The 26,114-nt window shown below is 72.7% G+C and carries 21 protein-coding genes and 1 pseudogene; 8 read left to right on the plus strand and 14 right to left on the minus strand.

Annotation, left to right across the window (positions count from 1 at the left end; all coding sequences use genetic code 11):
• Positions 1–172: 172 nt before the first annotated feature.
• Positions 173–1,030 (minus strand): type I methionyl aminopeptidase, encoded by an 858-nt coding sequence (map, locus tag VIW71_RS03970; RefSeq protein ID WP_331620537.1) that lies wholly within the window; start codon positions 1,028–1,030, stop codon positions 173–175.
• A 105-nt stretch (positions 1,031–1,135) separates the two neighbouring features.
• Between map and VIW71_RS03975 the strand changes: the two genes are divergently transcribed.
• On the plus strand, positions 1,136–1,369 hold the full coding sequence (locus VIW71_RS03975) for a hypothetical protein (protein ID WP_331620539.1): 234 nt from the start codon (positions 1,136–1,138) through the stop codon (positions 1,367–1,369).
• A gap of 249 nt (positions 1,370–1,618) precedes the next feature.
• On the opposite strand, the gene VIW71_RS03980 is transcribed toward VIW71_RS03975, so the two are convergent.
• Positions 1,619–3,181, minus strand: coding sequence for an SDR family oxidoreductase (locus tag VIW71_RS03980; RefSeq protein WP_331620540.1), 1,563 nt, complete (start codon positions 3,179–3,181; stop codon positions 1,619–1,621).
• A 162-nt stretch (positions 3,182–3,343) separates the two neighbouring features.
• Positions 3,344–3,508 carry a hypothetical protein gene (locus tag VIW71_RS03985; RefSeq protein ID WP_331620541.1) on the minus strand — a complete coding sequence of 55 codons (165 nt, stop codon included), beginning with the start codon at positions 3,506–3,508 and terminating at the stop codon, positions 3,344–3,346.
• A gap of 161 nt (positions 3,509–3,669) precedes the next feature.
• Between VIW71_RS03985 and VIW71_RS03990 the strand changes: the two genes are divergently transcribed.
• From VIW71_RS03990 to VIW71_RS04005, 4 genes are all read left to right on the plus strand, one after another.
• Entirely contained in the window at positions 3,670–5,022 is a 1,353-nt protein-coding gene (locus VIW71_RS03990; protein WP_331620542.1) for a glutamine synthetase family protein, read from the plus strand.
• 265 nt (positions 5,023–5,287) lie between these two features.
• Positions 5,288–5,506 carry a hypothetical protein gene (locus VIW71_RS03995; RefSeq protein WP_331620543.1) on the plus strand — a complete coding sequence of 73 codons (219 nt, stop codon included), beginning with the start codon at positions 5,288–5,290 and terminating at the stop codon, positions 5,504–5,506.
• Entirely contained in the window at positions 5,503–6,219 is a 717-nt protein-coding gene (gene npdG, locus VIW71_RS04000; protein ID WP_331620544.1) for an NADPH-dependent F420 reductase, read from the plus strand. The genes VIW71_RS03995 and npdG overlap by 4 nt, the downstream gene beginning before the upstream one ends.
• 209 nt (positions 6,220–6,428) lie before the next feature.
• Positions 6,429–6,596 carry a hypothetical protein gene (locus tag VIW71_RS04005; protein ID WP_331620545.1) on the plus strand — a complete coding sequence of 56 codons (168 nt, stop codon included), beginning with the start codon at positions 6,429–6,431 and terminating at the stop codon, positions 6,594–6,596.
• Positions 6,597–6,606: 10 nt separating this feature from the next.
• Here VIW71_RS04005 and VIW71_RS04010 read toward each other — a convergent pair whose 3' ends face one another.
• The gene (locus VIW71_RS04010) at positions 6,607–7,398 is read right to left on the minus strand and encodes a site-2 protease family protein (protein WP_331620546.1); all 792 of its coding nucleotides are present in this window, start codon (positions 7,396–7,398) and stop codon (positions 6,607–6,609) included.
• A gap of 765 nt (positions 7,399–8,163) precedes the next feature.
• On the opposite strand from VIW71_RS04010, the gene VIW71_RS04015 reads away from it, so the two are divergent.
• The gene (locus tag VIW71_RS04015; RefSeq protein ID WP_331620547.1) at positions 8,164–11,973 is read left to right on the plus strand and encodes an AfsR/SARP family transcriptional regulator; all 3,810 of its coding nucleotides are present in this window, start codon (positions 8,164–8,166) and stop codon (positions 11,971–11,973) included.
• Positions 11,974–12,032: 59 nt separating this feature from the next.
• On the opposite strand, the gene VIW71_RS04020 is transcribed toward VIW71_RS04015, so the two are convergent.
• The 3 genes and pseudogenes from VIW71_RS04020 to VIW71_RS04030 form a co-directional block, all read right to left on the minus strand.
• Entirely contained in the window at positions 12,033–12,866 is an 834-nt protein-coding gene (locus VIW71_RS04020; RefSeq protein WP_331620548.1) for an ABC transporter permease, read from the minus strand.
• A 140-nt stretch (positions 12,867–13,006) separates the two neighbouring features.
• Positions 13,007–13,978, minus strand: a pseudogene (locus tag VIW71_RS04025) (ATP-binding cassette domain-containing protein); the annotation flags it as partial.
• 106 nt (positions 13,979–14,084) lie between these two features.
• Positions 14,085–14,528, minus strand: coding sequence for a hypothetical protein (locus tag VIW71_RS04030; protein ID WP_331620550.1), 444 nt, complete (start codon positions 14,526–14,528; stop codon positions 14,085–14,087).
• Between the two features lie 573 nt (positions 14,529–15,101).
• Between VIW71_RS04030 and VIW71_RS04035 the strand changes: the two genes are divergently transcribed.
• Positions 15,102–16,052: a 4-hydroxy-3-methylbut-2-enyl diphosphate reductase gene (locus VIW71_RS04035; RefSeq protein ID WP_331620551.1), complete on the plus strand. Its 951-nt coding sequence runs from the start codon at positions 15,102–15,104 to the stop codon at positions 16,050–16,052.
• 402 nt (positions 16,053–16,454) lie between these two features.
• Here the strand turns inward: VIW71_RS04035 and VIW71_RS04040 are convergent, their stop codons facing one another.
• The 3 genes from VIW71_RS04040 to panB form a co-directional block, all read right to left on the minus strand.
• A complete protein-coding gene (locus VIW71_RS04040) occupies positions 16,455–17,135 on the minus strand; it encodes a zf-HC2 domain-containing protein (RefSeq protein ID WP_331620552.1) in 681 nt (226 codons plus the stop codon).
• Positions 17,132–17,623, minus strand: coding sequence for a sigma-70 family RNA polymerase sigma factor (locus tag VIW71_RS04045; protein WP_414720646.1), 492 nt, complete (start codon positions 17,621–17,623; stop codon positions 17,132–17,134). The genes VIW71_RS04040 and VIW71_RS04045 overlap by 4 nt, the downstream gene beginning before the upstream one ends.
• A gap of 370 nt (positions 17,624–17,993) precedes the next feature.
• A complete protein-coding gene (gene panB, locus VIW71_RS04050) occupies positions 17,994–18,863 on the minus strand; it encodes a 3-methyl-2-oxobutanoate hydroxymethyltransferase (RefSeq protein ID WP_331620554.1) in 870 nt (289 codons plus the stop codon).
• A 536-nt stretch (positions 18,864–19,399) separates the two neighbouring features.
• On the opposite strand from panB, the gene VIW71_RS04055 reads away from it, so the two are divergent.
• The gene (locus tag VIW71_RS04055) at positions 19,400–20,320 is read left to right on the plus strand and encodes an endonuclease/exonuclease/phosphatase family protein (protein ID WP_414720647.1); all 921 of its coding nucleotides are present in this window, start codon (positions 19,400–19,402) and stop codon (positions 20,318–20,320) included.
• An 81-nt stretch (positions 20,321–20,401) separates the two neighbouring features.
• Here VIW71_RS04055 and VIW71_RS04060 read toward each other — a convergent pair whose 3' ends face one another.
• The 4 genes from VIW71_RS04060 to VIW71_RS04075 form a co-directional block, all read right to left on the minus strand.
• Positions 20,402–22,162, minus strand: coding sequence for an NAD+ synthase (locus tag VIW71_RS04060; RefSeq protein ID WP_331620556.1), 1,761 nt, complete (start codon positions 22,160–22,162; stop codon positions 20,402–20,404).
• A gap of 197 nt (positions 22,163–22,359) precedes the next feature.
• Positions 22,360–23,949: a glycoside hydrolase family 13 protein gene (locus VIW71_RS04065; RefSeq protein ID WP_331620558.1), complete on the minus strand. Its 1,590-nt coding sequence runs from the start codon at positions 23,947–23,949 to the stop codon at positions 22,360–22,362.
• Positions 23,950–24,216: 267 nt separating this feature from the next.
• The gene (locus VIW71_RS04070; protein ID WP_331620557.1) at positions 24,217–25,110 is read right to left on the minus strand and encodes a carbohydrate ABC transporter permease; all 894 of its coding nucleotides are present in this window, start codon (positions 25,108–25,110) and stop codon (positions 24,217–24,219) included.
• A 15-nt stretch (positions 25,111–25,125) separates the two neighbouring features.
• Positions 25,126–26,079, minus strand: a complete 954-nt coding sequence (locus VIW71_RS04075; RefSeq protein ID WP_414720645.1) for a carbohydrate ABC transporter permease — start codon at positions 26,077–26,079, stop codon at positions 25,126–25,128.
• Positions 26,080–26,114 lie beyond the last annotated feature (35 nt).

A 26,114-nucleotide genomic window follows, 5' to 3' on the forward strand; every position in this document is an offset into this window, starting at 1 on the left:
GCGGGGCAGGGTGACCGAGGTCCGCGGGGCACGTCATCGGGGCCCGGGTGTCCGGGTCGATCGCCGGCCGGAAAGCGGGCCCGGTGGGTGGCGCGGGACCGCTGGCGCGTACATCGGCCGGCTCAGCGTGAGGGCGCGGCCCCGAGACCAGCCCCGCGGCGTATCCGACGGCTCACGGCAGGGTGAGGACTTCCGCGCCGCTCGTGGTGACCACCAGCGTGTGTTCGAACTGAGCGGTCCGCTTGCGGTCCTTGGTCACGACCGTCCAGCCGTCGTCCCAGATGTCGTACTCGTGCGTCCCCAGCGTCAGCATCGGCTCGATGGTGAACGTCATCCCCGGCCGCATCACGGTGGTAGCCCGCGGGTCGTCGTAGTGCGGGACGATCAGCCCGGAGTGGAACGAGGTGTTGATGCCGTGTCCGGTGAAGTCCCGCACCACCCCGTACCCGAAGCGTTTGGCGTACGACTCGATGACCCGCCCGATCACGTTGATCCGCCGCCCCGGCCGCACCGCCTTGATCGCCCGGTCCAGCGATTCCCGGGTCCGCTCCACCAGCAGCCGCGACTCCTCGTCCACCTCGCCGACGAAGTAGGTGGCATTGGTGTCCCCGTGCACCCCATGGACGTACGCCGTCACGTCCAGGTTGACGATGTCGCCGTCCCGCAGCACCGTCGAGTCCGGAATGCCGTGGCAGATCACCTCGTTCACCGACGTGCACAACGACTTCGGGAAGCCCCGGTAGCCCAGGTCCGACGGATACGCGCCCTGGTCGACCATGTACTCGTGCCCGATCCGGTCCAGCTCGTCCGTGGTCACCCCGGGCGCGATCGCCTTGGCGGCCACCTCCATCGCCTGTGCGGCGATCCTGGAGGCGATCCGCATCTTCTCCACGGTCTCCTCGTCCTGCACCTCGGGCCCGGTGTACGGCGCCGGGCCCGCCTTTCCCACGTACTCCGGCCGCGGGATGGAGGCCGGCACCTGCCGGGTGGGTGAGAGCTTGCCGGGAACGAGCGGTGACTGACCAGACATGCCGACGAGTGTATCGGCGCCCCACGGGGCAGGCTGGCCGCAGGGACCCCGCGGCCGCACCGATCCGGCGGGCGCCGCGAGCCCGCGTGACCACGGAGGACGACCATGGCGCTGTTCAGGGTGAGAAAGCCCGCCGGCAAACCGGGCGAGTGGTTCTACTGCCTCAAGCACCGCAAGGTCGAGGAGGGCCCGGAGTGCCCGGCGAAGGACCGCTTCGGCCCCTACGCCACCCGTGCGGAGGCCGAGCACGCGATGGACATCGTCGCGGAGCGCAACCGCGAGTGGGACGCGGTCGACGCCGAGGAGGACGAGGCACCGCGCCCCGAGAAGCCGGCCTGATCCGGGGGTCCCGGGTACGGGCCGCCACGCGGCCCCGGTCAGCCCCGGCCCCGCGCCCGTCTGAACCGCGCCGGCCCCTCCGGCAGGTCCACGATCGGATCGGGGGTAGTCGTACGCGGCCCGGCCCGGCCCCGTGGCGTCCACGGCTCGTGCACGGCCGGGCCGTCCGGTGGTCCGCTCGGGCGACGTCGTCGAGCAGGTGAGCCTGCGGGTCGGCGATCGGGGTGGCTGCCGTGGGGGCGGCGTCGGTCATGACGCCGTTCCTCGTGATCCCAGGCGTGGGGCGGCGGCCCTGCCCGGGCCGGCGGTTCGGGCGGCTGTCCGGCCGATGTTGCGGGCCATGCCGCCGAACACGACCGCGTGCCACGGCGAGATCGCCCACCAGTACGCGTGGCCCAGGAAGCCGCGCGGATGGAACAGGGCCCGCTGCCGGTAACGGCTGCGGCCCTCCTCGGCCGTCTCGCAGCGCATCTCCAGCCAGGCCAGACCCGGCAGCCGCATCTCGGCGCGCAGCCGCAGCAGCCGCCCGGGTTGGATCTCCTCCACGCGCCAGAAGTCCAGCGAGTCCCCCACCCGCAGCCGGGCGGCGTCGCGCCGCCCGCGGCGCAGTCCGACGCCGCCCACCAGCCGGTCCAGCCAGCCCCGCACCGCCCAGGCGAGCGGGAAGGAGTACCAGCCGTTGTCGCCGCCGATGCCCTCGATGACCCGCCACAGCGCGTCCGGCGGGGCGTTCACCGCCAGCTCGCGGTGGTCGGTGTAGAGGCTGCCGCCGGCCCAGTCGGGGTCGGTCGGCAGCGGGTCGCTCGGCGCCCCCGGTACCGAGGCCGACGACCAGCGGGTCGTCACCTCGGCGTCCCGGATCCGCCGCAGGGCCAGGTGGACCGCCTCGTCGAAGCCGACGGGGTGGCCCGGCGGGTCGGGCACGTAGCGCGTGATGTCGCGTTCGTGGCAGACGACCTCATGGCGCAGCGACTCGGCCAGCGGGCGGGCGATCGACGGCGGGACCGGCGTGACCAGACCGATCCACAGGCTCGACAGTCCCGGGGTCAGTACCGGTACGGGAAGGATCACACGGCGCGGCAGTCCGGCGACCGCCGCGTAGCGCCGCATCATCTCCCGGTACGTCAGCACCTCCGGGCCGCCGATGTCGAACGCCCGGTTGACGTCGGGGGGCATCCGGGCACTGCCGACCAGGACGCGCAGCACATCCCGTACCGCGATCGGCTGGATGCGGGTGCGGACCCAGCGCGGTGTGACCATGACCGGGAGGCGTTCGGTGAGATAGCGCAGCATCTCGAACGACGCCGAGCCGGAGCCGATGATCACCGCGGCGCGCAGCACAGTGGTGGGCACGCCGCTGCCCAGCAGGATGCGGCCGACCTCGGCGCGCGAGCGCAGGTGCGGCGACAGCTCCTGCTCGGGCACGCCCGCCGGGGTGAGCCCGCCCAGGTAGACGACCCGCCGCACCCCGGCGGACCTGGCCTGCTCGCCGAAGATCCGGGCGGCCGAGCGGTCGGCCTGCTCGAAGTCCCCGCCTGCGCCCAGCGCGTGCACCAGGTAGTACGCGACATCGACACCGTGCATCGCCGCGCCGACCGACTCGGCGTCCGTGACGTCGCCGCGCACCACCTCCACCCGGCCGGTCCAGGGATGGTCGCGGAGCCTGCCGGGGGAGCGGGCCAGGCAGCGCACCCGGTGGCCGGCGGCCAGCAACTCCGGCACGAGCCGCCCGCCCAGGTACCCCGTCGCGCCCGTGACCAGGCAGCTCAGGCCATCCCTACGGCCCCCGTCACGGTCCTCTCCACCCGACACGGTGCCTCCCGCTGTCGCTCGATCGCCTGCCGGCCCACCCCGCGCCCGGCCCCCTGCGCTCCCTCCACCCCTACCCCACGAGAGCCGCGGCGGACGCGGCGACCGACTTCTTCAGCCCGATCGGGGGGCCGCACCGGCACTTTCCCGGGGCGGGCGACCGTGCTACGCGGGTACGGAGGACGGCGCCTCGTCCGCGTCGACCCCGTCGTAGGCGAGCAGCGCCGGCAGGCCCGCCGCGAGGAGGCCCACCGCGGCGACGGGACGTGCCAGCCGCGCGGACGGCGCGGCCCGGCCCCGCGGCCGGGGGTCCGGTCGGGTTTGACGCATCCGCGCGCGAGCCGTTCGACGGGGCTGATCGTGCCGAGGTGCGAGAAGCTGATCGCGTCGGGGAACGGGTGGCTCGGTCCGTTCCGCGGTGGCGCCGCACCTCACCCGGTGTCGGCCGCGGGGCGGCACAACCCGGCGAACGGCCAGGACAGGAGGCCCACGTGCCGATCACCGATCCCATGCCGGTGCTGACCGGTACCGAGCACTCCGCCCACCTCGCGGAACTGACGAGGAACGGCGTGCGGGTGCTCATCGGCACCGTGGTGGACATGGCCGGCGTCACCCGGGCGAAGACGGTCCCGGTGCGTCGGGCCGACGCCTTCCACGCCACCGGAATGGGCGCGTCTCCGACCTGGAACGTCTTCTGCATCGACAACGCCATCGCTTTCACCGACCGGCTCGGCGTCGTCGGCGACCTGCGGCTGCGCGCCGACCTGACCGCGCTGCGCACCATCGGCGGCGGATACGCCTGGGCCCCGGCGGAGTTCTTCACCCAGCACGGACTGCCCTCGCCCGGCTGTGCCCGCGGCCGGCTGCGCAGCGTGCAGGCAGCAGCCGAGGCGGCGGGGCTGACCGCGCGGGTCGGACACGAGCTGGAGTTCACGCTCACCGACCGCGACGGGGCCTCGCTGCCGCGGGAGCGCTGGCAGGCGTACGGGCTGGGCGCGGTGCTCGACCGGGGCGGCCTCCTGGCGGACCTGGCCTCGACGCTGGAGGCCGCCGCGGTGCCGGTCGAGCAGCTGCACGCCGAATACGGCACCGGGCAGTTCGAGCTGTCCCTCGCCCCCGCCGCCCCGCTCGACGCGGCGGACCAGGTCACGCTCGCCCGGCTGCTGATCGGGCAGGTGGCGCGCGAGCACGGCATGCTGGTCTCGTTCTCGCCGCTGCCGTTCGACGGCGGCGCGGGCAACGGCGCCCATGTGCACCTGTCCCTCGCGCGCGACGGCGGACCCCTGCTGTCGGGCGGCAGCGGACCGTACGGTCTGACGGAGCAGGGCGCGGCCGCCGTCGCCGGGATCGTCGACGGGCTGCCGCGGATGCTCGGGGTCTTCGCGGGCTCGGTGCTGTCCGCGGCCCGGCTGCGGCCCGGGCTGTGGTCGGGCGCCTTCGCCTGCTGGGGCCTGGAGAACCGCGAGGCGGCGGTCCGGCTGCTCGCGGCGACCCCGGGCAACCCGCACGGCGCCAACGTCGAGCTCAAATGCGTCGACCCGTCCGCCAACGTCTATCTCGCGACGTGCGCGGTGCTCGCGCTGGCCCGTGACGGGATCGAGCGCAAGGCCCTTCTTCCCGCAGAGGTCCGTACCGACCCCGCGGCAGACCCGTCCGCCGTGCGGTTGCCGGCCACTCAGGAAGCGGCGCTGGACGCGCTCGAGGGCTCCGCGACCGCACGAGCCGTCCTGGGCGACGACATCGTGTCGGCCCTGCTCGCCGTCCGCCGGCACGAGCAGCGCGGCTACGGCGGGATGAGCCCCGCCGCGCTCGCCGAGCGCTTCCGTTTCGCGTGGTCCTCGTAACCCCCGGCCGTGGTGCGAGACCCGACGCCCTGCCCCGCAGGCTCCCGCCCCGTCGCGACGCCGGTCGGTCCCGGCCCACCGGTCCCGACCCGTACGTCGGGCGGCGGCCCGCTGGGGCGGGACGGCACCACCTGGCGCGCGGCTCACCGACCCCGTCCTGCTGCGCTTCGGCATCCACTGCGCGCTGGAACTCGCCCTGCCTCTCCAGGTCCATGTCGGCTTCGGTGACCGTGACCTGGACCTGCACCGCGTCAATCCGCTGCTGTTGCTCGGCCTGCTGCGCCGGCCCGAGGTGGCCCCGGTCCCGGTCATGCTGCTGCACTGCTACCCGTACCACCGCGAGGCCGGCTACCTCGCCCAGGTGTTCGGCAGCCGGGTGGGGTGGTTCGGGCCGCCCGGGTCGTACAGGGAGATACCGGAGAAGTACAGAGCACTGTCGGTCACAGACAGCCGTTCGCAGGGCCTGGCAGGATCGTGGGTATGACGAATTCTGAGGATGCCAAGACCGCGCCCGCGAAGGCGCCGGCGAAGGACCCGTGGGAGTTGCCGGACGTGTCCGGGCTGGTGGTGGGGGTGCTCGGCGGGACCGGGGACCAGGGGCGGGGGCTGGCGTACCGGCTGGCCCGGGCCGGGCAGAAGGTGATCATCGGGTCGCGGAACGCCGAGCGGGCGCGGACGGCCGCCGACGAGATCGGATTCGGGGTCGAGGGCGCCGACAACGGGGAGTGCTCGCGGCGCAGCGACATCGTGATCGTGGCCGTGCCGTGGGAGGGCCACGCCAAGACGCTGGAGTCGCTGCGCGAGGACCTCGCGGGGAAGCTCGTCGTGGACTGCGTCAACCCGCTCGGCTTCGACAAGCAGGGCGCGTACGCCCTCAAGCCCGAGGAGGGGAGCGCCGCGCAGCAGGCCGCCGCGCTGCTGCCCGATTCGCGGGTGACCGCAGCCTTCCACCACCTGTCGGCCGTGCTGCTCCAGGACTCGGAGATCGACGAGATCGACACCGACGTCATGGTGCTCGGGGAGGTCCGCGCCGATACCGACCTGGTCCAGGCGCTGGCGGGCCGCATCCCGGGGATGCGCGGGGTCTTCGCCGGACGGCTGCGCAACGCCCACCAGGTGGAGTCGCTGGTCGCCAACCTGATCTCGGTCAACCGCCGCTACAAGGCCCACGCGGGCCTGCGCGTCACCGACGTGTAGGGCGGGTGACCCGGTGCCGTACGGACGGAACCCCCGCGGAGCCGTCCGTACGAGCGTGTGCCGGGCATGGGGGAGAAGCGACTGCCGGGCCGGGCATGGGGAACAATGTGGCCGGACCACGACAGCCGACAGACGACAGACGGCGCTCACGTACGTACCGCACGCGGTGCACATACACGCGCGTCCCCCGAACAGGAGTCACCCCGCCCATGAGCCGCCTCGCCCGCTACGCCCTCGTCCTGTGCCTGCTGGCCGTCGCCGCGGCCGTGGTCTCCTTCGTGAACGGCAACTGGCTGGGCGTCGTGTGGGTGCTCCTCGCGGGCGTGACCAGCAACATGTGGTGGTACTACCGCCGCGGGACGCAGTCCTCCCGCTGATTCCCGCCGCTCAGCCCTGGTTGTTCCAGAACCGGAACAGCCGGTAGCCGGCGTCCGCCGCGCCGGCCGGCACCTGGAACCACCCCATCACCGTGTCGATGAAGTCGAAGAACGCCATGCCCACGGACGGAATCCACAGCAGCCCGAAGACGGCCAGCAGCCCGAACTGCGCCATCGGCTCCACCTGGCGGCGGATGCCGTACGACAGCCACGGCTCCACGATTCCGTAGCCGTCCAGCCCCGGGATCGGCAGCAGGTTCAGGATCGCGGCGGAGACCTGGAGCAGCGCCAGGAACGCCAGCGCGGCGAGGAACTCCAGCGGCCACTCGTCCGCCGCGCCCAGGGCGAACGGCAGCATCAGCACGGCGGCGAAGAGCACGTTCGTCAGCGGGCCGGCCGCCGAGATCAGGCTGTGCCGCCACCGGCCGCGGATCCGGCCGCGCTCGATGAAGACGGCGCCGCCGGGCAGGCCGATCCCACCCATGATCACGAAGAGCACCGGCAGTACGACCGAGAGCAGGGCGTGCGTGTACTTCAGCGGGTTCAGGGTCAGATACCCCTTGGCGCCGATGGAGATGTCACCGCTGTGCAGTGCGGTGCGGGCGTGCGCGTACTCGTGCAGGCAGAGCGAGACGACCCAGCCGGAGACGACGAAGAGGAAGACGGCGAAGCCGCGGTTGGCGGCGAACTGGTGCCACACCGCCCAGCCGGAGACCGCCATCACCGCGGCGATGCCGAGGAAGATCGGACTGACCCTGCGGTCGTCGCCGTGCCGGACGCGGCGGATGGGGGTGACGCTCATGAACGGGCTCCGGGGTCGGAATCGAGATCGGGCCGCCCGATCATGCCATCCGGGACGGTGAACGGCACAGGCCGCGCCAGGAGAACGCCCGGCGGGCGGTGCGGGTTCCTGATCAGTACGAGCGGTCGGTTCCGGGGCTGTGCGATGGTGCGGCTGCCTGTCTCCGGGCCCGTGCGAGCGGCCGTGCGGGCCGTGCGGCGGTGCCGCTGTGGGTGTCCGGGTCTGTGTGAGCGGCGGCTGTGCGGGCCGTGTGACTGTGCGTCGCCGTAGTCCGGTCCGTGTGAGCGGCCGTGCGGGCTCGTGTTCCGCTGGTGTCCGGGTCTGTGCGAGTGGTCGTCCCGGGCCGTGCGGCGGTGCGTCGCCGTAGTCCGGTCCGTGCGACCGGCCGCGCGGGCTTGTGTTCCGATGGTGTCCGAGCTTGTGCGATCGTGCTGCGGCCGGTGTCTGGACCCGTGCGAGTGGTCGTCCGGGCCGTGCGACGGTGCGTCGCCGTAGTCCCGTCCGTGCGAGCGGTCGCCCGGGCTCGGGGGACCGTGCTGTCGCCGGAACAGCGGCGCGTGCGACCGTGCCGCTGCCGCGATAGCGGCCCCTGTGGCCGTGCCGTCGCTGGCGTCCGGGCCGTGCGATCGTGCCGCGCGCCGGAGCCCAGCGCGTGCGTCGGCCGGTCGGCGGGCGTACGACGCCCCGGACCGTGCCGCCCGCCCCCCGACTCCCCGCCCGAGAACCCGGGCGCGCCCGCCCACGCCGCTCCGTAAGAATGGGCCCGTGCGATACGCGATCCTCGGTACCACTCAGGCCCTCCGCGACGACGGTACGCCCGTCGCGCTCGCGGGCGGGCGGCTGCGCGCGCTGCTGACGGCGCTCGCGCTGCGGCCCGGCCGGGTGATCGGCGCGGACAAACTCATCGACGACGTGTGGGACGGGAAGCCGCCCGCCGGGGCGACGGGCGCGCTCCAGGCGCTGGTCGCGCGGCTGCGGAAGGCGCTCGGGCACGACGCGGTCGGCTCGGTGGACGGCGGCTACCGACTGCGGGCGACGCCCGACGAGGTGGACCTCTACCGGTTCGAGCGGCTGGCCGAGGAGGGCGCGCGGGCGCTGGCCGACGGCGACCCGGTGAAGGCGTCCGGGCTGCTCGGCGACGCCCTCGCCCTGTGGCGCGGGCCCGCGCTGGCCGATCTGCCGGACCGCGGCACCGCCGCCGTACGCAGTGAGGCCCTGCGCCTGGACGTCCAGCGCCGCCGCCTCACCGCGGAACTCGCCCTCGGCCGGGCCGCCCACGTCCTCCCCGAACTCGCCGAACTCGCCGCCGCCCACCCCCTCGACGAACCCCTGCACGTCCTCCACCTCCGCGCCCTGCGGGCCACCGGCCGTACCGCCGACGCCCTGGCCGCGTACGAGGCGCTGCGCCGCGACCTCGCGGACCAACTCGGCACCGACCCGTCGCCGGAACTGCGCGCCCTGCACGCGGAACTGCTGAACCCGCAGCCCTGGCCGGACCCTTCCGGCGCGGGGGCGGGCTGGGGCGAGCCGGGGAACGCGGCCGGAGCCGCGGCGCCCGGCCGCGTGGGCCCCTCCGGGGGCATGGGCGCCATCCAGGACGGTCACCGCCCGCTACCCGGTGCGCCCACGGAGGATCGAGCAGCCGCGGGCGCGGGCGGGCCCGGTCCCGGGCCCGCCCGCCACCGGGCAGCCGCGCAGCCTGGTGTCGGTGGGTCCGGGGCCTACCTGGGGGTGGGTGAGCCCGGTGCGGGACCGGTGCCTGGGCCCGGCGCCCGCCGCCCCGCCGGGCCGGCCCGCGCCGCGAGCGCACCCGTGCCACGCGGTCCCGGCAACGCCCGCGCCCGGCTGACCAGTTTCGTCGGCCGGGAGGCCGATCTCGCCGCCGTGCGCGGGGACCTGGAGCGGGCCCGGCTGGTGACGATCACCGGGCCCGGCGGGACGGGGAAGACGCGGTTGTCGCAGGAGGCCGGCGACCTGGTGGCCGGGTGGTGGCCGGACGGCGTGTGGTACGCGGAACTCGCGCCGGTCAGCGATCCGCGCACGCTGCCCGAGGCGGTGATCAGCTCGCTCGGGCTGCGCGAGACACTGCTGCGCTCCGGGGGCGCCGCGGAGGCCGCGATCGCCGCGGAGAAGCCGAAGGACGCGGCGCGGCAGCTCGCCGACTACTGCGCGAGCCGCAACCTGCTGCTCGTCCTGGACAACTGCGAGCACGTGATCGACGCGGCGGCGACCCTCACCGAGCAATTGCTGGCCAACTGCCCAGGTGTGTCCGTACTGGCCACCAGCCGTGAACCACTGGGCGTACCGGGGGAGTTGGTACGTCCGCTGGACCCGCTGCCGGACCCGACCGCGCTGCGGCTGCTGGCCGACCGGGGCGCCGCCGCCAGACCCGGCTTCTCGGTGGAGGAGGACCCGGTGGCCTGCGCGGAGCTCTGCCGCCGCCTCGACGGGCTGCCGCTCGCCATCGAGCTGGCCGCCGCCCGCCTGCGCAGCCTCTCCCCGCGCCAGCTCACCGACCGCCTGGACGACCGCTTCCGCCTGCTCACCGGCGGCAGCCGTACGCTCCTGCCCCGCCAGCAGACCCTCCGCGCCGTCGTGGACTGGTCCTGGGACCTCCTCGACCCGGCCGAGCGCGTCCTCCTGCGCCGCCTCGCCGTCTTCCGCGGCGGCTGGACCCTGGAGGCCGTCGAGGCGATCTGCGTGGACGCCCCCGACGCCCCCCACGTGGCGTCCCCGGCCGGGCACCCGGTACCCGCCGAGGTCCCCGCACCCGCCGAGGTCCCCGCACCCGCCGTGGGCGGACAACCGCCCGCCGGCCGACGGCCCGATCACGCCCCGGCCCCGCACGCCCCCGCCGGCTCCGTACTGATCGACGCCCCCGACGCCGCCGCACTGCTCTCCTCCCTGGTCGACAAATCGCTCGTGCTCGCCGACCGCACCGAGGACGGCTCCCGCTACCGCATGCTGGAGACCATCGGCGAGTACGCCGCCGAGCGGCTGGACGAGTCCGGCGAGCGGGCGGCGGTGGAGCGGCGGCACATCACGTACTTCCGGGAGTTCGCGCGCACCGCCGATCCCAGGTTGCGCGGCGCGGGCCAACTCGTCTGGTTCGAGCGGCTGGAGCGCGAGCACGAGAATCTGCGGGCCGCGCTGCGCAGGGCGGTCGCCGCCGGGGACGAGCAGGAGGCGCTGACGCTGGTGCTGGCCTGCACATGGTTCTGGGAGGTGCGCAACTACCAGTCGGAGCGGCGGAGTTGGCCGGCCGCGGTGGCCGCGATGGGGCCCGACCCGTTCGCGGAACCGCCCGCGCTCCAGCCGGTCGAGCGCGGGCCGCTGGACGACCCGCCGCCGCTGGTGGGGGAGAGGCTGCTCGAAGCACGCCGGTGGGTGCGGGTGGTGGACCTGTCCACGGTGGAGGCCGAGACCGAGTGGTGGACGGACCCGCGGCTGGCCCGGGTCGGTCGCGCGCTGATCGACACCTACCCGCCGCACCTGCCGCAGTCCGCCCGGCCGCCGGGCATCCTGCGGCCGTACGGCGCGTTCTTCTCCGGCCAGTTCGACCGGCTGCACGAGGTGGTGGACGAGACCGTCCAGGCGTGCCGTACCCACGGCAGGACGTGGGAGCTGGCCTTCGCCCTCCAGTTGCGCGCCAAGATCAACAACGATGTGACCGAACGGCTTCAGGACTCGCTGCGGGACATCGAGGAGGGCCGCCGCCTGTTCGAACAGCTCGGCGACGACTGGGGCACCGCCGAAACCCTCTCCGCGGAGGCCGAGGCGGCGGCCAACGGCGGCGACTGGCGGCGCGCGGTGGTCTGCTGCCGCGAGGGCATCGCCCTGGCCCACAAGATCGGCTCGCATCAGCACGTCCCGGTGCTGACCGTCCGCCTTGGCGACGCCCTGATCAACGACGGCCAGGCCGAGGAGGGCGAGCGGCTGCTGCGCGAGGGCGTGAAGGAGGCCGAACTCTTCGGCGCGGCCAGCGACGGCGCCGCCTTCTTCGGCAAGGTGCTGCTCGTCGCGGTGCTCAGCCGCCGCGACGAGATCGCCGAGGCACTGGAACTGATCGACGGCACGATCCGCGAGAGCGAGAACTCCCCCGGTGGCAACGGCGTACCCGGCCTCGTCTCCGGCATGCTGTACGCGATGAAGGGCTACCTCGTCGGCAGGTCCGGCGACCCCGAGCGCGGGCTCGCCATGATCGCGACCGGCATCGGGGAACTGACCCGCCACCCGCTGGCCGATGTGATCACCCCGCGCCTCGGCATCCTGCTCGTCCCCCGCGCCGTCGACCTGCTCCGGATGCTCGCCGAGCCGGAACTCGGCGCCGCCGCGAACGGCAGGGGCGACGGTGACGGCCGCGCCCTGCGCCGGGCCCGCCACGCCGCCGTCCTGGCCGGCGCCCACGACCGGCTGCGCCCCTCGGTGATGCCGCCCGCCGACGCCCGCGACGCCGAACGCGCCAAGGCGCTGCTGCGGGACCTGCTCGGCGACGAGGAGTACGAGGCCGCGTACGCCGAGGGCGACGGCCTCACCACAGACGAGGCCGTCGCCCTGATGCGCGACGCGGACTGACCGGACCTGGACCGTACGGGGGCCGGCTGCGCGTACCCGTCCCCGTACTCCCCGCCGCGTCAGGTCTTCTTGCGGAACCGCGCCACCGCCAGCGGCGCGGTGACCGCGGTGATGCCGACCGACCAGGCCAGGGTGACCCACACCGAGTGCGCGACCGCACCGCCGTTGACCAGCGCGCGGGCCGCGTCCGCCAGGTTGGACAGTGGATTGACCTTGGTGAAGCCCTCCAGCCAGCCGGGCATCGTGGTCGGCTTGGCGAAGATCGAACTGCCGAACTGCAACGGCATCAGAACGAGCATGGCCACCCCCTGCACCGCCTGGGCCGTCTTCATCGTCAGGCCCAGCAGAATGAAGATCCACATCAGTGAGGCGCCGAAGACCAGGGAGAGCGCGACCGCGGCGAGCAGATGCGGCACGTCCGTGGCGATGCTCAGGCCGAGCGCGAAGCCCATGCCCAGCAGGATCGCCGTGGCGATCATCATCCGGCCGACCTCGACGACGATCTTCGCGATCAGGACCGAGGACCGGGCGATCGGCATCGTGCGGAACCGGTCCATGACCCCCTTCTTGAAGTCGTCATTGATCCCGGTGCCGACAGCCATCGCGATGTTCATGCCCATCATCGCCATCAGGCCCGGGATCACGTAGTTCACGTACTCCTGCTGGTGTCCCTTGCCGGAGACCGCGCCGCCGAAGACGTAGACGAACAGCAGCGTGAAGATCACCGGCATCAGGACCGCGTCGAACATCGACTCCGGGTCCTGCTTGATCTGGAGCATGTTGCGGCGGGCGAGGGCGCCGATGTGCCGGAGGTTGCTCCGCGGGCTGATCCGGCCGTCCGCGGCCGTGGCGGTTTTCGAGGGGGCGCTGATCGTCGCCGTGGCCGCGCTCACGCCGCGACCTCCACTTCGTGCTTCTTGTCGCCGGGGGTGCCGGGGGTGCCGTCGTGGGCGTTCGCGGCGTCCTGGGCGTCCTGAGCGTCCTGGGCGTCCTGGGCGTCCTGGGCGTCCTGGGATACGGGAACGGGGTCGCGGGTCGCCTTCTGGCCGGTGATGGCCAGGAACACCTCGTCCAGGCCGGGCAGATGCGTGCCGATGTGCGCGATGCCGAAGCCGCGGGCGCCCAGCAGGGCCACCACGGCCGTCAGTTGCCCGTCGCTGCGGATCGGCACGCTCACCAGGCCCTCCGCCGGGTCGGCCTGCGCGCCCGCCACCCCGCCGAGGCCCGCCTCGCTGACCGCGGCGGCCATCGCCGCGGCGTAGGCGGGCTCGGACGGCCGGATCTGCAGGGTGCGTCCGCCGATCCTGGCCTTCAGCTCGTCCACCCGGCCGCCAGCGATGACCCGGCCGCGGTCGATGACCGTCAGCTCGTGGGCCAGCTTCTCGGCCTCCTCCATGTACTGGGTGGTGAGCAGCACGGTCGCGCCGTCGGTGACCATCGACCGCACCTCCTCCCACACCTCGTTGCGGGTACGGGGGTCCAGGCCGGTGGTCGGCTCGTCCAGGTAGAGCACCGCGGGGCGGCCGATCATGCTCGCCGCCAGGTCGAGGCGGCGGCGCATACCGCCGGAGTACTGCATGGCCGGCCGTCTGGCGGCCTCGGTCAGCGAGAAACGCTCCAGCAGCTCGTCCGCCCGGGCCCTGGCGTCCTTGCGGGACAGGTCGAGCAGCCGCCCGATCATGTAGAGGTTCTCCCGGCCGGACAGCTTCTCGTCCACCGAGGCGTACTGCCCGGTCAGCCCGATCACCCGGCGCAACTGCCGGGGCTGCCGCAGTACGTCGTACCCCGCCACCCGGGCACTGCCGGCGTCCGGCTTCACCAGCGTGGACAGCACCCGCACGAGCGTGGTCTTCCCGGCCCCGTTCGGGCCGAGCACGCCGAGCACCGTGCCCTGGCGCACATCGAGGTCCACCCCGTCGAGGGCCTTGGTCCCGCCGTAGTGCTTGACCAGACCCCGCACCTCGACGGCGGCGGTCCCACCGCCGTCGGTCAGTCGCGTCGTCATGCTCACCACCATGCCGGGCACCACTGACACAGCACCGATACGCCGCCGATATCGATATATCGGCGGCGTATCGGCCGGGTCGGCGGTACGCCGGTCGCGGGGGCTGCTACTCGTGGATCTCGAACCGCCAGGCCTGGCGCACGTCGTTGACCTGCAGCGGTCGCAGGGCGGTGAGCGGCGGGAAGATCCGCAGCAGGCTGCTGTCCGCGGCCAGTTCGGTCCCGTCGACCGGTCCGCCGGGGACGACGACGTGGAAGGTGTTCGGCTCCGCGGACTGCTGAAGCCGCCACTCCCGGGGCTCGGCGTATCCACCGAGGATTTCGTTCATGTCGGGGTCGCCGTTGTAGCCGAGGTACGTCTGGCTGCGCAGGTTCTTGATGGTCACGTTGCCGTTGCTCGACCCCGTCACCTCCCACTCCTGCTCGCCCGGGTCGCCGGTCGGGTTCAGGATCACCACCTGGGCTCCGGGTCTGTCGGACCCGCCCAGCAGCGTCATGAGCTGCTCGTAGGGGTGGGTGATCGCGTAGACGCCGTTCGGTACGGGTGCCATGGCCGTCCTCGTTTCTGGTGCGGTACGGGGGCCGTGCCCCGTTATGGGTGAAAGCTCCCTTCGTGTCTCCCCGTGCCCTGCCTCCGCCGAACGTCGCCGGGTGTCACCCGATGGGTTGAAACACCTGGTCCTCCGGGGGCGACGCGGCGTACGCGCAGCCGGGTGGCGTTCCCCTCACGGTCCCGATCGCGCCGGGGTGGGTGAGCTGCCGGCCGCGGACGGCCTGAGTACCCGGCGGTCCGAGCCGGGCGGCGAGCACCACAGGCACCAGAGCCCCCTCGGATCTTGCCGCACAACACCAGACAGTATTCAGCCAATATCAGCAACAAAGCAGACATGAAATGGCCGATTGGCGGACATCGTTCGCTGCTGGAATACGGGTCAGCCAACGGGCCCCGGACATCCAGGGAAGGGATCAGCGAGCCCGGCCTCCTCGACCCGTACTGCGCCGCCCGTTCCGTTGTCGTGCGGTCAGCGCGTCCGCTCCCTGCTTCCGCGATGGCGGAACCCCGGTCACGACACTGTTCGGCGGAGAACCGGCCGCAGGCTGTCGTCACTCCCAGGAAGATGCTCATGAGAACTGTTCTCCTTGCCGAACCCCGCGCTTTCTGTGCCGGCGTCGACCGAGCCATCGCCGCCGTGGAGAAGGCCCTGGAGCTGTACGGCGCCCCGGTCTACGTCCGCAAACAGATCGTCCACAACCGGCACGTGGTCGAACGGCTCCAGCAGGCAGGTGCGGTGTTCGTCGAGGAGACCGAGGAGGTCCCGGAAGGCGCGGTCGTGGTGTTCTCCGCGCACGGCGTCGCACCGGAGGTCCACGATGCCGCCGCGGCCAGGGGGCTGCGCACTATCGACGCCACCTGCCCGCTGGTCAGGAAGGTCCACATGGAGGCCCGCAGGTTCGCGGCCGAGGGGTTCGACATCCTGCTGATCGGTGAGGAGGGGCACGAGGAGGTGGTCGGCACGGTCGGCGAGGCGCGCGGCCGGGTCCAGGTGGTCGGCCTGCACGACGACGTCTCACACCTGCGGGTCGCCGACCCGGCGAAAGTGGTCTGGCTGGCACAGACCACCCTGGCCGTGGACGAGGCGTTCGCCGTCGCGGCCCGGCTCCGGGACCGCTTCCCGCTGCTCCAGGACCCGCCGAGCGACGACATCTGCTACGCGGTGCAGAACCGCCAGGCCGCGATCCGGCAACTCGCCGCCGAGGCCGAACTCGTGCTGGTGATCGGCTCCCGCAACTCCCACAACTCCCGTTCCATGGTGGACGTCGCCCTCGCCGGCGGAGTCGCCGCCGCCCATCTCATCGACGACGAGCACGACATCGAGGACTCCTGGCTGGCCGGCGTCTCCACGGTCGGCGTGTCCGCCGGGGCCTCGGCTCCCGAGTACTGCGTCAGGAACGTCCACCGGCGGCTGCGCGAAGCCGGCTTCACCGGGGTGCGGACGGTCACGGCCGCGCGGGAGCACCAGCAGTTCGCCCTGCCACGGGAGCTGGAACTCCGCCCCGACCAGGTGCCCGCCTGACCGCCGTCCCGGCAGGAACCACACAACTGAACCCAGTGCCGCGTCGGTCGGGGATTGCCCGTCAGGGAGCGGTGCCCGGTCGGCGTGGAGGCGCCGGACCGGCCTCGTGGCAGACCTGCTCGGTCGGTGCGGCAAGGTGGCCGGGTGCCGTGCCGGGCGCCGCGACGGGGCCAACCCTGAGAACGCAGCCGACGCAGCCGACGCGGCACCAGGGCCGGTCTGACGCATGGTGCCGTCCGCCCGCGGGGCGGGGCTCGCGGTGTCCGGCGCGGTGCGTCGCACGGCGGAGGGCCGCCCTCGCGGTGGGCGCAGTGGGCGTAGCGGGCCTGATGGGACGGTCCCGACAACGCGGCGAGCGGGCGTGCCGGGCGCCGCGGGGCAGGCGGGATGTGTCAGACAGGCCTAGGCCGGCACGCTCACCAGCAGCCTTCCGTCCGTGGTCCATACGTCGAAGCGGTCGATCTCCTTCTCGCGCAGGCCGGCCGCTCCGTGGACGGTGAGGGGGATGGGCTGGGCGTCGGTGCCGTAACCGGCGTAGGGCACGGACCAGGTGGCGACGGTCTGGCGGCGGCCGTCGTGGCCGACCGCGACAAGGCTGCACGTGAGCGGGCCGTGGACCCCGGTGAGGCGGAGGTCGATGGCGCTGCCCCAGCCCCTGTCGGCGACGCCCACGACCGCGGAGGCGCCTGTGGCCGGGTTGGAGGCCGTGTGGCGGTCGGCGGCGATGGTGGGTGTGGCGACGGGGGAGCCGCCGCCGTCCTGGGCGGCCAGTACGGCGACGGTCGGGCCGCCGACCGCCAGCACCGCGGCAGCCGCCACCGCGGCCAGCCGGCGCCGTTTGCGGCGGCGCCGTTCACCGGTCACCTGGACGAGCAGCCGTTCCAGCATCGCGTCGCCGCTGGGCGGCTCCACGTAGCCGATGCCGTCCGCGCGCAGTTCGTCAAGGACCGGGAGTACGCCGCTGAGCTCGTCCAGGTCCCGGCCGCAGCTCTCGCACTCGGCCAGGTGCTCCTCGAACCGGGTCATCTCCGCGTCGTCCAGCGCCCCGAGCAGGTAGGCGCCCACGTCCACATGGGGTGTCATGAAGTGGTCACCCCTCTCTCCTCCAGCGCGTTCCGCAGGGCGCGCAGCGCGTAGAACACCCGGGATCGCACGGTGCCCGGCGGCAGCCCGAGTTCTTCGGCCGCCTCGGTGACGGTACGACCCCGGAAGTACGTTTCGACCAGGGCCTCGCGATGCGCGGCCGACAGGTCCTGGAGCGCGTCCGAAATCGTCATCAGCCGCAGCGAACGGTCCAACTCGTCCTGGGCCGGTAGTTGTTCCAGGATCGCGGCGGAGGTCTCCTGGGGCCGTGACTGACGGCCGCGGTGGCTGTCGATCACGATCCGCCGGGCCACCGTCACCAGCCACGGCCGCAGGCTGCGCGCGGCCGGATCGAGCCGGGACGCGCTCTTCCAGGCCCGCAGCAGCGTCTCCTGTACGACGTCCTCGGCGAGGTAGCGGTCACCGGCGACCAGCCGCAGCACGTAAGCGAAGAGGGCGCCGGCGTGCTCGCGGTAGAGCGCCCGCATCAGCTCCTCCTCCGGGACCGGTCCTGCCGGTCCCGGAGGTCCCTTCGGTGGTCCGTCCACGGCCGCATCCTGCCCTACCGGCCGCCGCCGGTCGAGTTCGGGGGCCGCGGGCCGGGACGTCACGACCCGCGGCCGCCGCCGGCCGCGGCGGACGAGCCGCGCGAAGTGCAGGTCATAGGGCTTCCCGTGGGTGTGGTGGCCGCCGCTTCTGCGGCGCTCGACCAACACATACGGAAACGGCGGCCGGATGTCTCAAGGCTGTCCCGGGCCCGGCGCGCCTCCCGCCCGGACCGGCGGGCGCGGTGCACCGCCGTACGGCCCCCGCGCGTTCGCGCGCCCCCTTTCCCCGGGGGCGCGCTTGCCCGCGCCGTCAGTGGAAGGTGTGCTCCTCCGCCGGGAACGCCCCGCCGGCCACCTCGCCCGCGAACGCCCTGGCCGCGTCACCGAGGGTCTGCCGCAGGTTCGCGTACTGCTTGGTGAACCGCGGCACCTTGCCGCCGGTCATCCCGGCCATGTCGGTCCACACCAGGACCTGCGCGTCGGTGTCGGGTCCCGCGCCGATGCCGATGGTGGGGACGGTCAGCGAGCGGGTGACCTCGGCGGCCACCTCGGCCGGGACGAGTTCCAGCACCACCGCGAAGGCACCCGCGTCCTGCGCCGCCTTGGCGTCCCTGACCAGCCGGTGGGCGGCCTCGTCGCCGCGTCCCTGCACCCGGTAGCCCAGGGTGTGCACGGACTGCGGGGTCAGGCCCAGGTGCGACATGACCGGGATGCCGGCCTGGACCAGGGTCTCGGTCTGGGCGAGCGAGCGCTCGCCGCCCTCCAGCTTGACCGCCCCGACCCCGGCCTCCTTGACCAGCCGGGTGGCGCTGCGCAGCGCCTGCACCGGGCCCTCCTGGTACGAGCCGAAGGTCAGGTCACCGACGACCAGCGCGCGGCGGGTGCCGCGTACGACGGCCGCCGACAGCATCGTCATGTGGTCCATGGTGACCGGGACGGTGGAGTCGAAGCCTAGGTGACAGTTGCCCATCGAGTCGCCGACCAGCAGCACCGGGATGCCCGCCTCGTCGAAGACGGACGCGGTCATCGCGTCGTACGCGGTGAGCATCGGCCACTTCTCGCCGCGCTCCTTGGCGGCGGCGAGGTCGCGGACCGTGATACGGCGGGTGCCGGTGCCTCCGTACAGCGCCCTGGGGTCCGCGCCGGCGGCAGGCTGCTGGGCAGCCGGAAGTTGCGTCATGGTGACGGCTCCTTCATGTCAATCTCGAGGCGCCCTCACGGCGTCCCCGGACCGTCTCCATGCTGGCATGCCGGGCAGCGTCCGGAAAGGGCCGGCCTTCTTTTGCCGCGGCCCCGGCCGAACGGTCCGTGGACACCCTTCCGGCGGGCATGCGCCCGCGCGGCTGACGGGCTGAGTATGAATGTCCTGTCACAGCTCACCTGAACGGCGCCGCCGCGCGGAACCGCCACCCCCCGCAGCCCGTCGATTCCCTTACCGATCCCATAGGGTCGGCTAGGGCCCGCCGTGTGGATCAGGCCGGATCAGGACAACCCGGCAGACGCGTGTGCCAGACCCGCGAGCCCGGCAAGATCCGCACGACAGGCCCTGAGCACCCGGCAAGGCAGCGAGGATCCCCCATGACCCAAGCGCAGAGCAGCACGGACGCGACCACCGACGGCGACGCCACGCCCGACCCCGCGCCTGCCTCCGGGGCCCGCGCCCGGTCCACCGCCGCATTCACCGCCCGGTTCCGGCGCTGGTGGCGGCCGGAGGGCATGTGGCGGCGCGGCATCGTGGTCGCCGCGCTCGCCCTCGTGCTGGCGCTGCTGCTCTTCTTCCACGCCGAGGTCCCCAACCGCATCGTCAACCTCGGCAGCCTGCTGGAGACCTTCCTGCCCTGGCTGGGCCTGGCGGTTCCGGTACTGCTGGCGCTCGCGGTGGTACGGCGCTCGGCGACCGCGCTGATCGCCCTGCTGCTGCCGACGGTGATCTGGCTCAACCTCTTCGGCGGACTGCTCACCGACAAGTCGGCGGCGGGCGGCGACCTCACGGTGCTCAGCCACAACGTCAACGCCGACAACCCCGACCCGGACGGCACCGTCCGGGACGTCGTCGCGGCCGGCGCCGACCTGGTCGCCCTGGAGGAGCTGCCGGAGAGCCGGGTGACGCGTTACGCGCGGGATCTCGCGGCGGTGTACCCGTACCACTCGGTGCAGGGCACGGTCGGGCTGTGGAGCAAGTACCCGCTCCACGGGGTGCGTCCGGTGGACATCAGGATGGGCTGGACCCGGGCAATGCGCGCCGTGGTCAGCACGCCGCACGGGGAGGTGGCGGTCTACGTGGCGCACCTGCCGTCGGTGCGGGTGAAGTTCAACGCCGGGTTCACCGCGGGACAGCGGGACCACGCCGCCGACGCGCTCGGGCAGGCCATCGCGGCCGAGCGGGTGGGCAGCGTGGTGCTGCTCGGCGACCTCAACGGCACCATGAACGACCGGGCGCTGGCGTCGGTCACCTCGCAGATGCGCTCCACCCAGGGCGCGGCGGGCAACGGCATGGGCTTCAGCTGGCCCGCGGACTTCCCGCTGGCCAGGATCGACCAGATCATGGTCAAGGGCATCGAGCCGACGTCGTCGTGGACCCTGCCGCGGACCGGCAGCGACCACCTGCCGGTCGCCGCCCGCCTCCAACTGCCGTAGATCGCGGGGGTGTCGCGAGCACCCGCGGTGTCACGACCCTCGCGGTGCCGCGGTCTTCGCGGTGTCACGACCCTCGCGGTGTCACGACCCCTCGCCCTCGCGCCACCGGTTGGTGATCGGCAGCCGGCGGTCCTTGCCGAAGCCCTTCGCGGAGATCTTGGTGCCCGGCGGGTACTGGCGGCGCTTGTACTCGGCGGTGTCGGTGAGCTTGAGGATGCGGGTCACCACCTCCGGTTCGTAGCCCGCCGCGACGATCTCCTCCCGGCCGAGATCGCGGTCCACGTACAGTTCCAGCACCCGGTCGAGGAGGTCGTAGTCCGGCAGCGAGTCGGTGTCGACCTGGCCGGGACGCAGCTCGGCGCTGGGCGGTTTGAGGATCGAGTTCTCCGGGATCGGCGGGGTCTCGCCCCTCTCCTCGGCCGCCGCGTTGCGCCAGCGGGCCAGCCGGAAGACCGTGCTCTTGTAGACGTCCTTGATCGGGCCGTACGCGCCGACCGAGTCGCCGTACAGCGTCGAATAGCCCACCGCCAGCTCGCTCTTGTTGCCCGGCGCGAGCACGATGTGGCCCTCCTGGTTGGAGACGCCCATCAGGGTCACCCCGCGCAGCCGCGACTGGAGGTTCTCCTCGGCCAGCCCGGACAGCCGCAGCCCGGCCATGTACGCGTCGAACATCGGGGCGATCGACACGGTACGGAAGTGCAGTCCGGTACGGCGGGCCAGCTCCGCCGCGTCGCTCCTGGAGTGGTCCGAGGAGTAGGCCGACGGCATCGATATGCCGTACACGTGGTCCGGGCCGACCGCGTCGCAGGCGATGGCCGCGACCAGGGCCGAGTCGATACCGCCGGACAGGCCGATCAGCACCGAGCGGAAGCCGTTCTTCTCCACATAGGCGCGCAGGCCCGTCACCAGCGCCCCGTAGATCTCCGCCTCGTCGCCCAGCCGCTCGGCCTCGCCGCCGGTGAACTGCGGCTCGTAACGCGCCACGGGCTCTTCCGAGAGGGTCACATGCTGGATCTCCAGGCCGTCGTCCACCTGCCCGGACGGCACCAGCCCGGCGGCGGCCGGCAGCTCCAGGTCGAGCAGCAGGCACTCCTCGGCGAACTGCGGGGAGCGTGCGATCACCTCACCGCGCTCGGAGACCACGATCGAGTCGCCGTCGAAGACCAGCTCGTCCTGGCCGCCGACCATGGCCAGATACGCCAGCGTGCAGCCCGCCTCCTGGGCGCGCTTGCGGACCAGTTCGAGCCGGGTGTCGTCCTTGTCCCGCTCGTACGGCGACGCGTTCACCGACAGCAGCAGGCCGGCGCCCGCGGTCCTCGCGGCGGGCACCCGGCCGCCGTCCTGCCAGAGGTCCTCGCAGATCGCCAGCGCGACGTCCACGCCGCGCACCCGGATCACCGGCATGGTGTAGCCGGGCACGAAGTACCGGAACTCGTCGAACACGCCGTAGTTCGGCAGGTGGTGCTTGGCGAAGCGCAGCGCGACCTCGCCGCGGTACAGCACCGCGGCGCAGTTCTGCGGGGCGCCGGCCGGCTGACCGTACCGGGGCTGCGCGTTCTCGCTGCGGCCGAGGTAGCCGACGACCACGGGCACGTCACCCAGGCCCTCGCCGGCCAGCCGCCGCGCGAGGTCCACGAGGGCGGTGCGGCTCGCCTTCACGAACGATGCGCGCAGCGCCAGGTCCTCCACGGGGTACCCGGTCAGCATCATCTCGGGGAACGCGACGAGGTGGGCGCCGTGCCCGGCGGCGTGCCGGGTCCAGCGCACCACGGACTCGCAGTTCCCTTGGATGTCTCCGACGGTCGAGTCGATCTGATTCAGTGCGAGGCGTAGTTGAGGCACGGTGTCAGTGTAATCGTCATTCCGACGCGATGGGGGGTGCGCCTCGTCACGTGGGTGTGCGGCTTCAGGGGCGCGGGGAACCGCGAGCTCAGCCACGCCGCCCGCGGCCCCGGCTCGGGCCGGGACCCGCCCGAGCTCCTCCCGGTCATGTCCGAAGGGCCGGCCGGTGGGGCCCGGTCGCGCGGTTCCCCGCGCCCCTACGGGGCGCTCCGCAGCCAGACCGCCGTGTCCTGGGGGAGCCGTCCTTCCGGAAGGGGGCCGGAGGCCAGGAGGAGGTCGCGGTGCGGGGGCAGCTCCGCCGGGGCGCCGCCCAGGTTCACGACGCACAGGAACGAAGACGTACGGCGGAAGGCGAGGACCTCCGGGGCGGAGGGGAGCCAGGTGAGCGGCCCGTCGCCGGGGCCCCGCGCGGCTCGGCGCAGCCGCAGCGCCGCGCGGTAGAGCGCGAGCATGGAGCCCGGGTCGGCGGCCTGGGCCTCGGCCGTACGGTCCGCCCAGTCCGCCGGCTGCGGCAGCCACGGCTCGGCGGAGCCCTCCGGGCTGAAGCCGAAGGGGGGCGCGGCTCCCGCCCACGGAAGCGGTACGCGGCAGCCGTCGCGTCCCGGGTCCGTACCGCCGGACCGCAGGTACATCGGGTCCTGGAGCCGTTCGGCCGGGATGTCCTCCACCTCCGGCAGCCCCAGCTCCTCCCCCTGGTAGAGGTAGACCGAACCGGGCAGCGCCAGCGTGAGCAGCGCCGCCGCCCGCGCCCTGCGGGTGCCGACCCCGGGGTCGGTCGGTATGCCGAAGGCCTTCGCCGCGAAGCCGAACCCGGTGTCCGCCCGGCCGTACCGCGTGACTGTACGCGTCACGTCGTGATTGCACAGCACCCACGTGGCGGGCGCGCCCACCGGTTGGTGCGCGGCCAGTGTCGTGTCGATGGACGTCCGCAGCCGCGCCGGCTCCCACGGGCAGGCCAGGAAGTCGAAGTTGAACGCGGTGTGCATCTCGTCGGGCCGCAGGTAGCGGGCGAGGCGCTCCGCGTCCGGCATCCACACCTCGCCGACCAGGATGCGCGCGCCGGGGTAGGAGTCGGCGATCCGCCGCCAGCCGCGGTAGATGTCGTGCAGGTCGTCGCGGTCCACATACGGGTGCGGGGCCGCCGGGTCGTCGCTGAGGTCGGGCAGCGCCGGGTCCTTGGTGACCAGCGCGGCGGAGTCGATCCGTACGCCGCCCGCGCCGCGGTCGAACCAGAACCGCAGCACGTCCTCGTGCTCGGCCCGCACGTCGGGATGGCTCCAGTTGAGGTCGGGCTGCTCGGAGTCGAAGAGGTTGAGGAACCAGTCGCCGGGCGTGCCGTCGGGGTCCGTGGTCCGGGTCCACGCGGGGCCGCCGAACTGGGACGGCCAGTTGTTGGGCGGCAGTTCGCCGTGCTCGCCGCGCCCGGGGCGGAACCAGAACCGTTCCCTGGCGGGGCTGCCGGGGCCGGCCGCCAGCGCCTCGCGGAACCACGGGTGGGCGGCCGAGACGTGGTTCGGCACGATGTCGACGATCGTCCTGATGCCCAGCGCCAGGGCCTCGGAGATCAGCTTCTCGGCCTCGGCGAGGGTGCCGAAGACCGGGTCGATGTCGCGGTAGTCGGCGACGTCGTAGCCGCCGTCGGCCATCGGGGAGGGGTACCAGGGGTTGAACCAGAGGGCGTCGACGCCCAGCTCGGCCAGGTACGGCAGCCGGGAGCGCACCCCGGCGAGGTCACCGGTTCCGTCGCCGTTGCTGTCGGCGAAGCTCCGCGGATAGACCTGGTAGATGACCGCGTCGCGCCACCAGTTTTGGTCGGATTTCTCGTCGGAGTTCTCCTCGGATTTCTCGTCGGCGCTTTCGTCGGCCTGGGAATGAGGGGCGTCTGCCACGTCAACGTCCTTTCGGGCAGGTGGGACCCCGCCGCCGGCTCCGGACGCGGGGATGCGGGCGGAAGAGCCGGCGGCGGAGTGCTGCGGGGATGCGGGCGGGAGAGCGTGCGGCGGAGTACCGCGGGGGTGGTGCGGTACGGAGCGCGCGGCGCCGGTGCCGGAGGCTCAGCCCTTGAGGCCGCCCGCGGTCAGACCGGACATGATGTTGCGCTGGAAGAGCAGGAAGATCAGCAGGGTGGGCACCGCGGAGATGGCGAGCGCGGCGATGAGCACGTTCTGCGGCACACCCTGCGAGAGCGAGTTGATGCCGATGTTGATCGGCTGCTTCTTCGGGTCGGGCTCCACCAGCATCGGCCAGAGGAAGTCCTTCCAGACGTTGACCACGGCGAAGATCGACACCACGCCGAGGATCGGGCGCGACATCGGCAGCACGATCGCCCACAGGGTGCGCAGCGGCCCGGCGCCGTCGATCGCCGCGGCGGCCAACAGGTCCTCGGGGATCGAGTCGAAGAACCGCTTGAGCAGAAAGATGTTGAAGCCGTTGGCGACCGTGGGCAGCCAGATCGCCCACGGGGTGCCGATGAGGTTGACGTGCAGCACCGGCAGGTCGAGCACCGTCATGTACTGCGGCACGATCAGCACCGCCGCCGGGATCATCAGCGTGGCCAGCATCGCGCCGAGGATCAGCTTGCCCAGCACCGGGCGCAGCTTGGAGAGGGCGTAAGCGGCGGCCACGTCGAAGACGAGCTGGAAGGCGAGCGCCCCGAACGCGTAGTACAGGGTGTTGAACAGCAGCCGGGCGATCTTGAGCTGGCTCCACGCGGTGGAGTAGTTGCCCGCCCTGGGGTGCTCGGGAATGAGCGACGGGGGATTGGCGACCACTTCCTGGGCGGATTTGAAACCGCCGGACGCCATCCAGGACAGCGGGCCGAGGAATACCAGGGTGAACAGGACGACGACGAGGGTCAGTACGGTCCAGTAGGCGATTTTCCCTGTGCGGCGGCTGAGCGTGGCCGACGATATCAGGGTCCGGTGCCGCTGCGAGGTGAACGCTGACATGATCCGTGCTCCCTTCTAGTCGGCGTTCCGGCTCAGCCGTGTGCAGACACCGGAGAACACCGCGAGCACCAGCAGCAGGAAGAGTCCCAGGGCCGCGGCGCTGCCGAAGTCGTTGTAGCGGAACGCGTACTGGTAGACCATGTACACGACCGTCATGGTGGAGTTCTCCGGGCCGTTTCCGCCGGTGAGCAGATAGACGTTGGTGAATTCCTGCATGGTGGCCACGATCTGGAGCAGCAGCATGAGCGAGAGCACCATACGGGTCTGCGGGATCGTGACGTGCCAGATCTTGCCCCACAGGCCCGCGCCGTCCAGGTCGGCTGCCTCGTACAGCTCACCGGGGATGTTCTGCAGGGCCGCCAGGTAGATCAGGGTGGCGCTGCCCATATTCATCCAGGTGGCCGCGACGACCACCGAGATCATGGCGGTGTGGGACGAGTCCAGCCACTGCGAGGTGGGCAGGTGGAGGGAGCTCAGAACGTGGTTGAACAGCCCGTACTCCGGGTTGTAGAAGTACTTGAAGAGCAGCACGCCGGCCACCGGCGGGAGCATCACCGGGAGATACACCAGAATGCGCAGATAAGCCTGCGCGTGCCGCAGTTCGTTGAGTACGACGGCCACCACGAACGGCACCGCGAAACCGATCACCAGGGCATACAGCGTGAACTGGGCGGTGTTCTTCCAGGCGGTCCAGAAATAGGGGTCGTGGTACACCCGGTCCAGGTTCCTGAAGCCGACCCAACTGGTCACACCGCGCTTGGTCTGCTGGAAGCTCATGATGAATTCGCGGACCATCGGGTACCACGAGAACACCAGAAAGCACAGCACGGCGCCGATCAGGAAACCGTGGGCCTGGAGGTTCTGCCGCACCGTGCGGCTCATGCCGGTGCGGGCCGCACCGCCCGGACGGTCGGACGGGCGCCCGGCGTGGCGCTTGGTCGTTTGCTCGGGGACGGTCGTCGCCGCCATGGGTGCTCCTCGACTGGTGGTCGGGTCCGGAGATC

The sequence above is a fragment of the Streptomyces sp. genome (genome assembly GCF_036524955.1).
Taxonomy (GTDB): domain Bacteria; phylum Actinomycetota; class Actinomycetes; order Streptomycetales; family Streptomycetaceae; genus Actinacidiphila.

Bases quoted from the DNA above. Each gene is read 5' to 3' on its own strand.
- VIW71_RS04075 (WP_414720645.1), bottom strand. From the start codon at position 26,079: ATGGCGGCGACGACCGTCCCCGAGCAAACGACCAAGCGCCACGCCGGG.
- VIW71_RS04030 (WP_331620550.1), bottom strand. From the start codon at position 14,528: ATGGCACCCGTACCGAACGGCGTCTACGCGATCACCCACCCCTACGAG.
- panB (WP_331620554.1), bottom strand. From the start codon at position 18,863: ATGACGCAACTTCCGGCTGCCCAGCAGCCTGCCGCCGGCGCGGACCCC.
- VIW71_RS04035 (WP_331620551.1), top strand. From the start codon at position 15,102: ATGAGAACTGTTCTCCTTGCCGAACCCCGCGCTTTCTGTGCCGGCGTC.
- npdG (WP_331620544.1), top strand. From the start codon at position 5,503: ATGACGAATTCTGAGGATGCCAAGACCGCGCCCGCGAAGGCGCCGGCG.
- VIW71_RS03975 (WP_331620539.1), top strand. From the start codon at position 1,136: ATGGCGCTGTTCAGGGTGAGAAAGCCCGCCGGCAAACCGGGCGAGTGG.
- VIW71_RS04070 (WP_331620557.1), bottom strand. From the start codon at position 25,110: ATGTCAGCGTTCACCTCGCAGCGGCACCGGACCCTGATATCGTCGGCC.
- map (WP_331620537.1), bottom strand. From the start codon at position 1,030: ATGTCTGGTCAGTCACCGCTCGTTCCCGGCAAGCTCTCACCCACCCGG.
- VIW71_RS04045 (WP_414720646.1), bottom strand. From the start codon at position 17,623: ATGCGGGCGCTCTACCGCGAGCACGCCGGCGCCCTCTTCGCTTACGTG.
- VIW71_RS04010 (WP_331620546.1), bottom strand. From the start codon at position 7,398: ATGAGCGTCACCCCCATCCGCCGCGTCCGGCACGGCGACGACCGCAGG.
- VIW71_RS04005 (WP_331620545.1), top strand. From the start codon at position 6,429: ATGAGCCGCCTCGCCCGCTACGCCCTCGTCCTGTGCCTGCTGGCCGTC.
- VIW71_RS04040 (WP_331620552.1), bottom strand. From the start codon at position 17,135: ATGACACCCCATGTGGACGTGGGCGCCTACCTGCTCGGGGCGCTGGAC.
- VIW71_RS03985 (WP_331620541.1), bottom strand. From the start codon at position 3,508: ATGCGTCAAACCCGACCGGACCCCCGGCCGCGGGGCCGGGCCGCGCCG.
- VIW71_RS04055 (WP_414720647.1), top strand. From the start codon at position 19,400: ATGTGGCGGCGCGGCATCGTGGTCGCCGCGCTCGCCCTCGTGCTGGCG.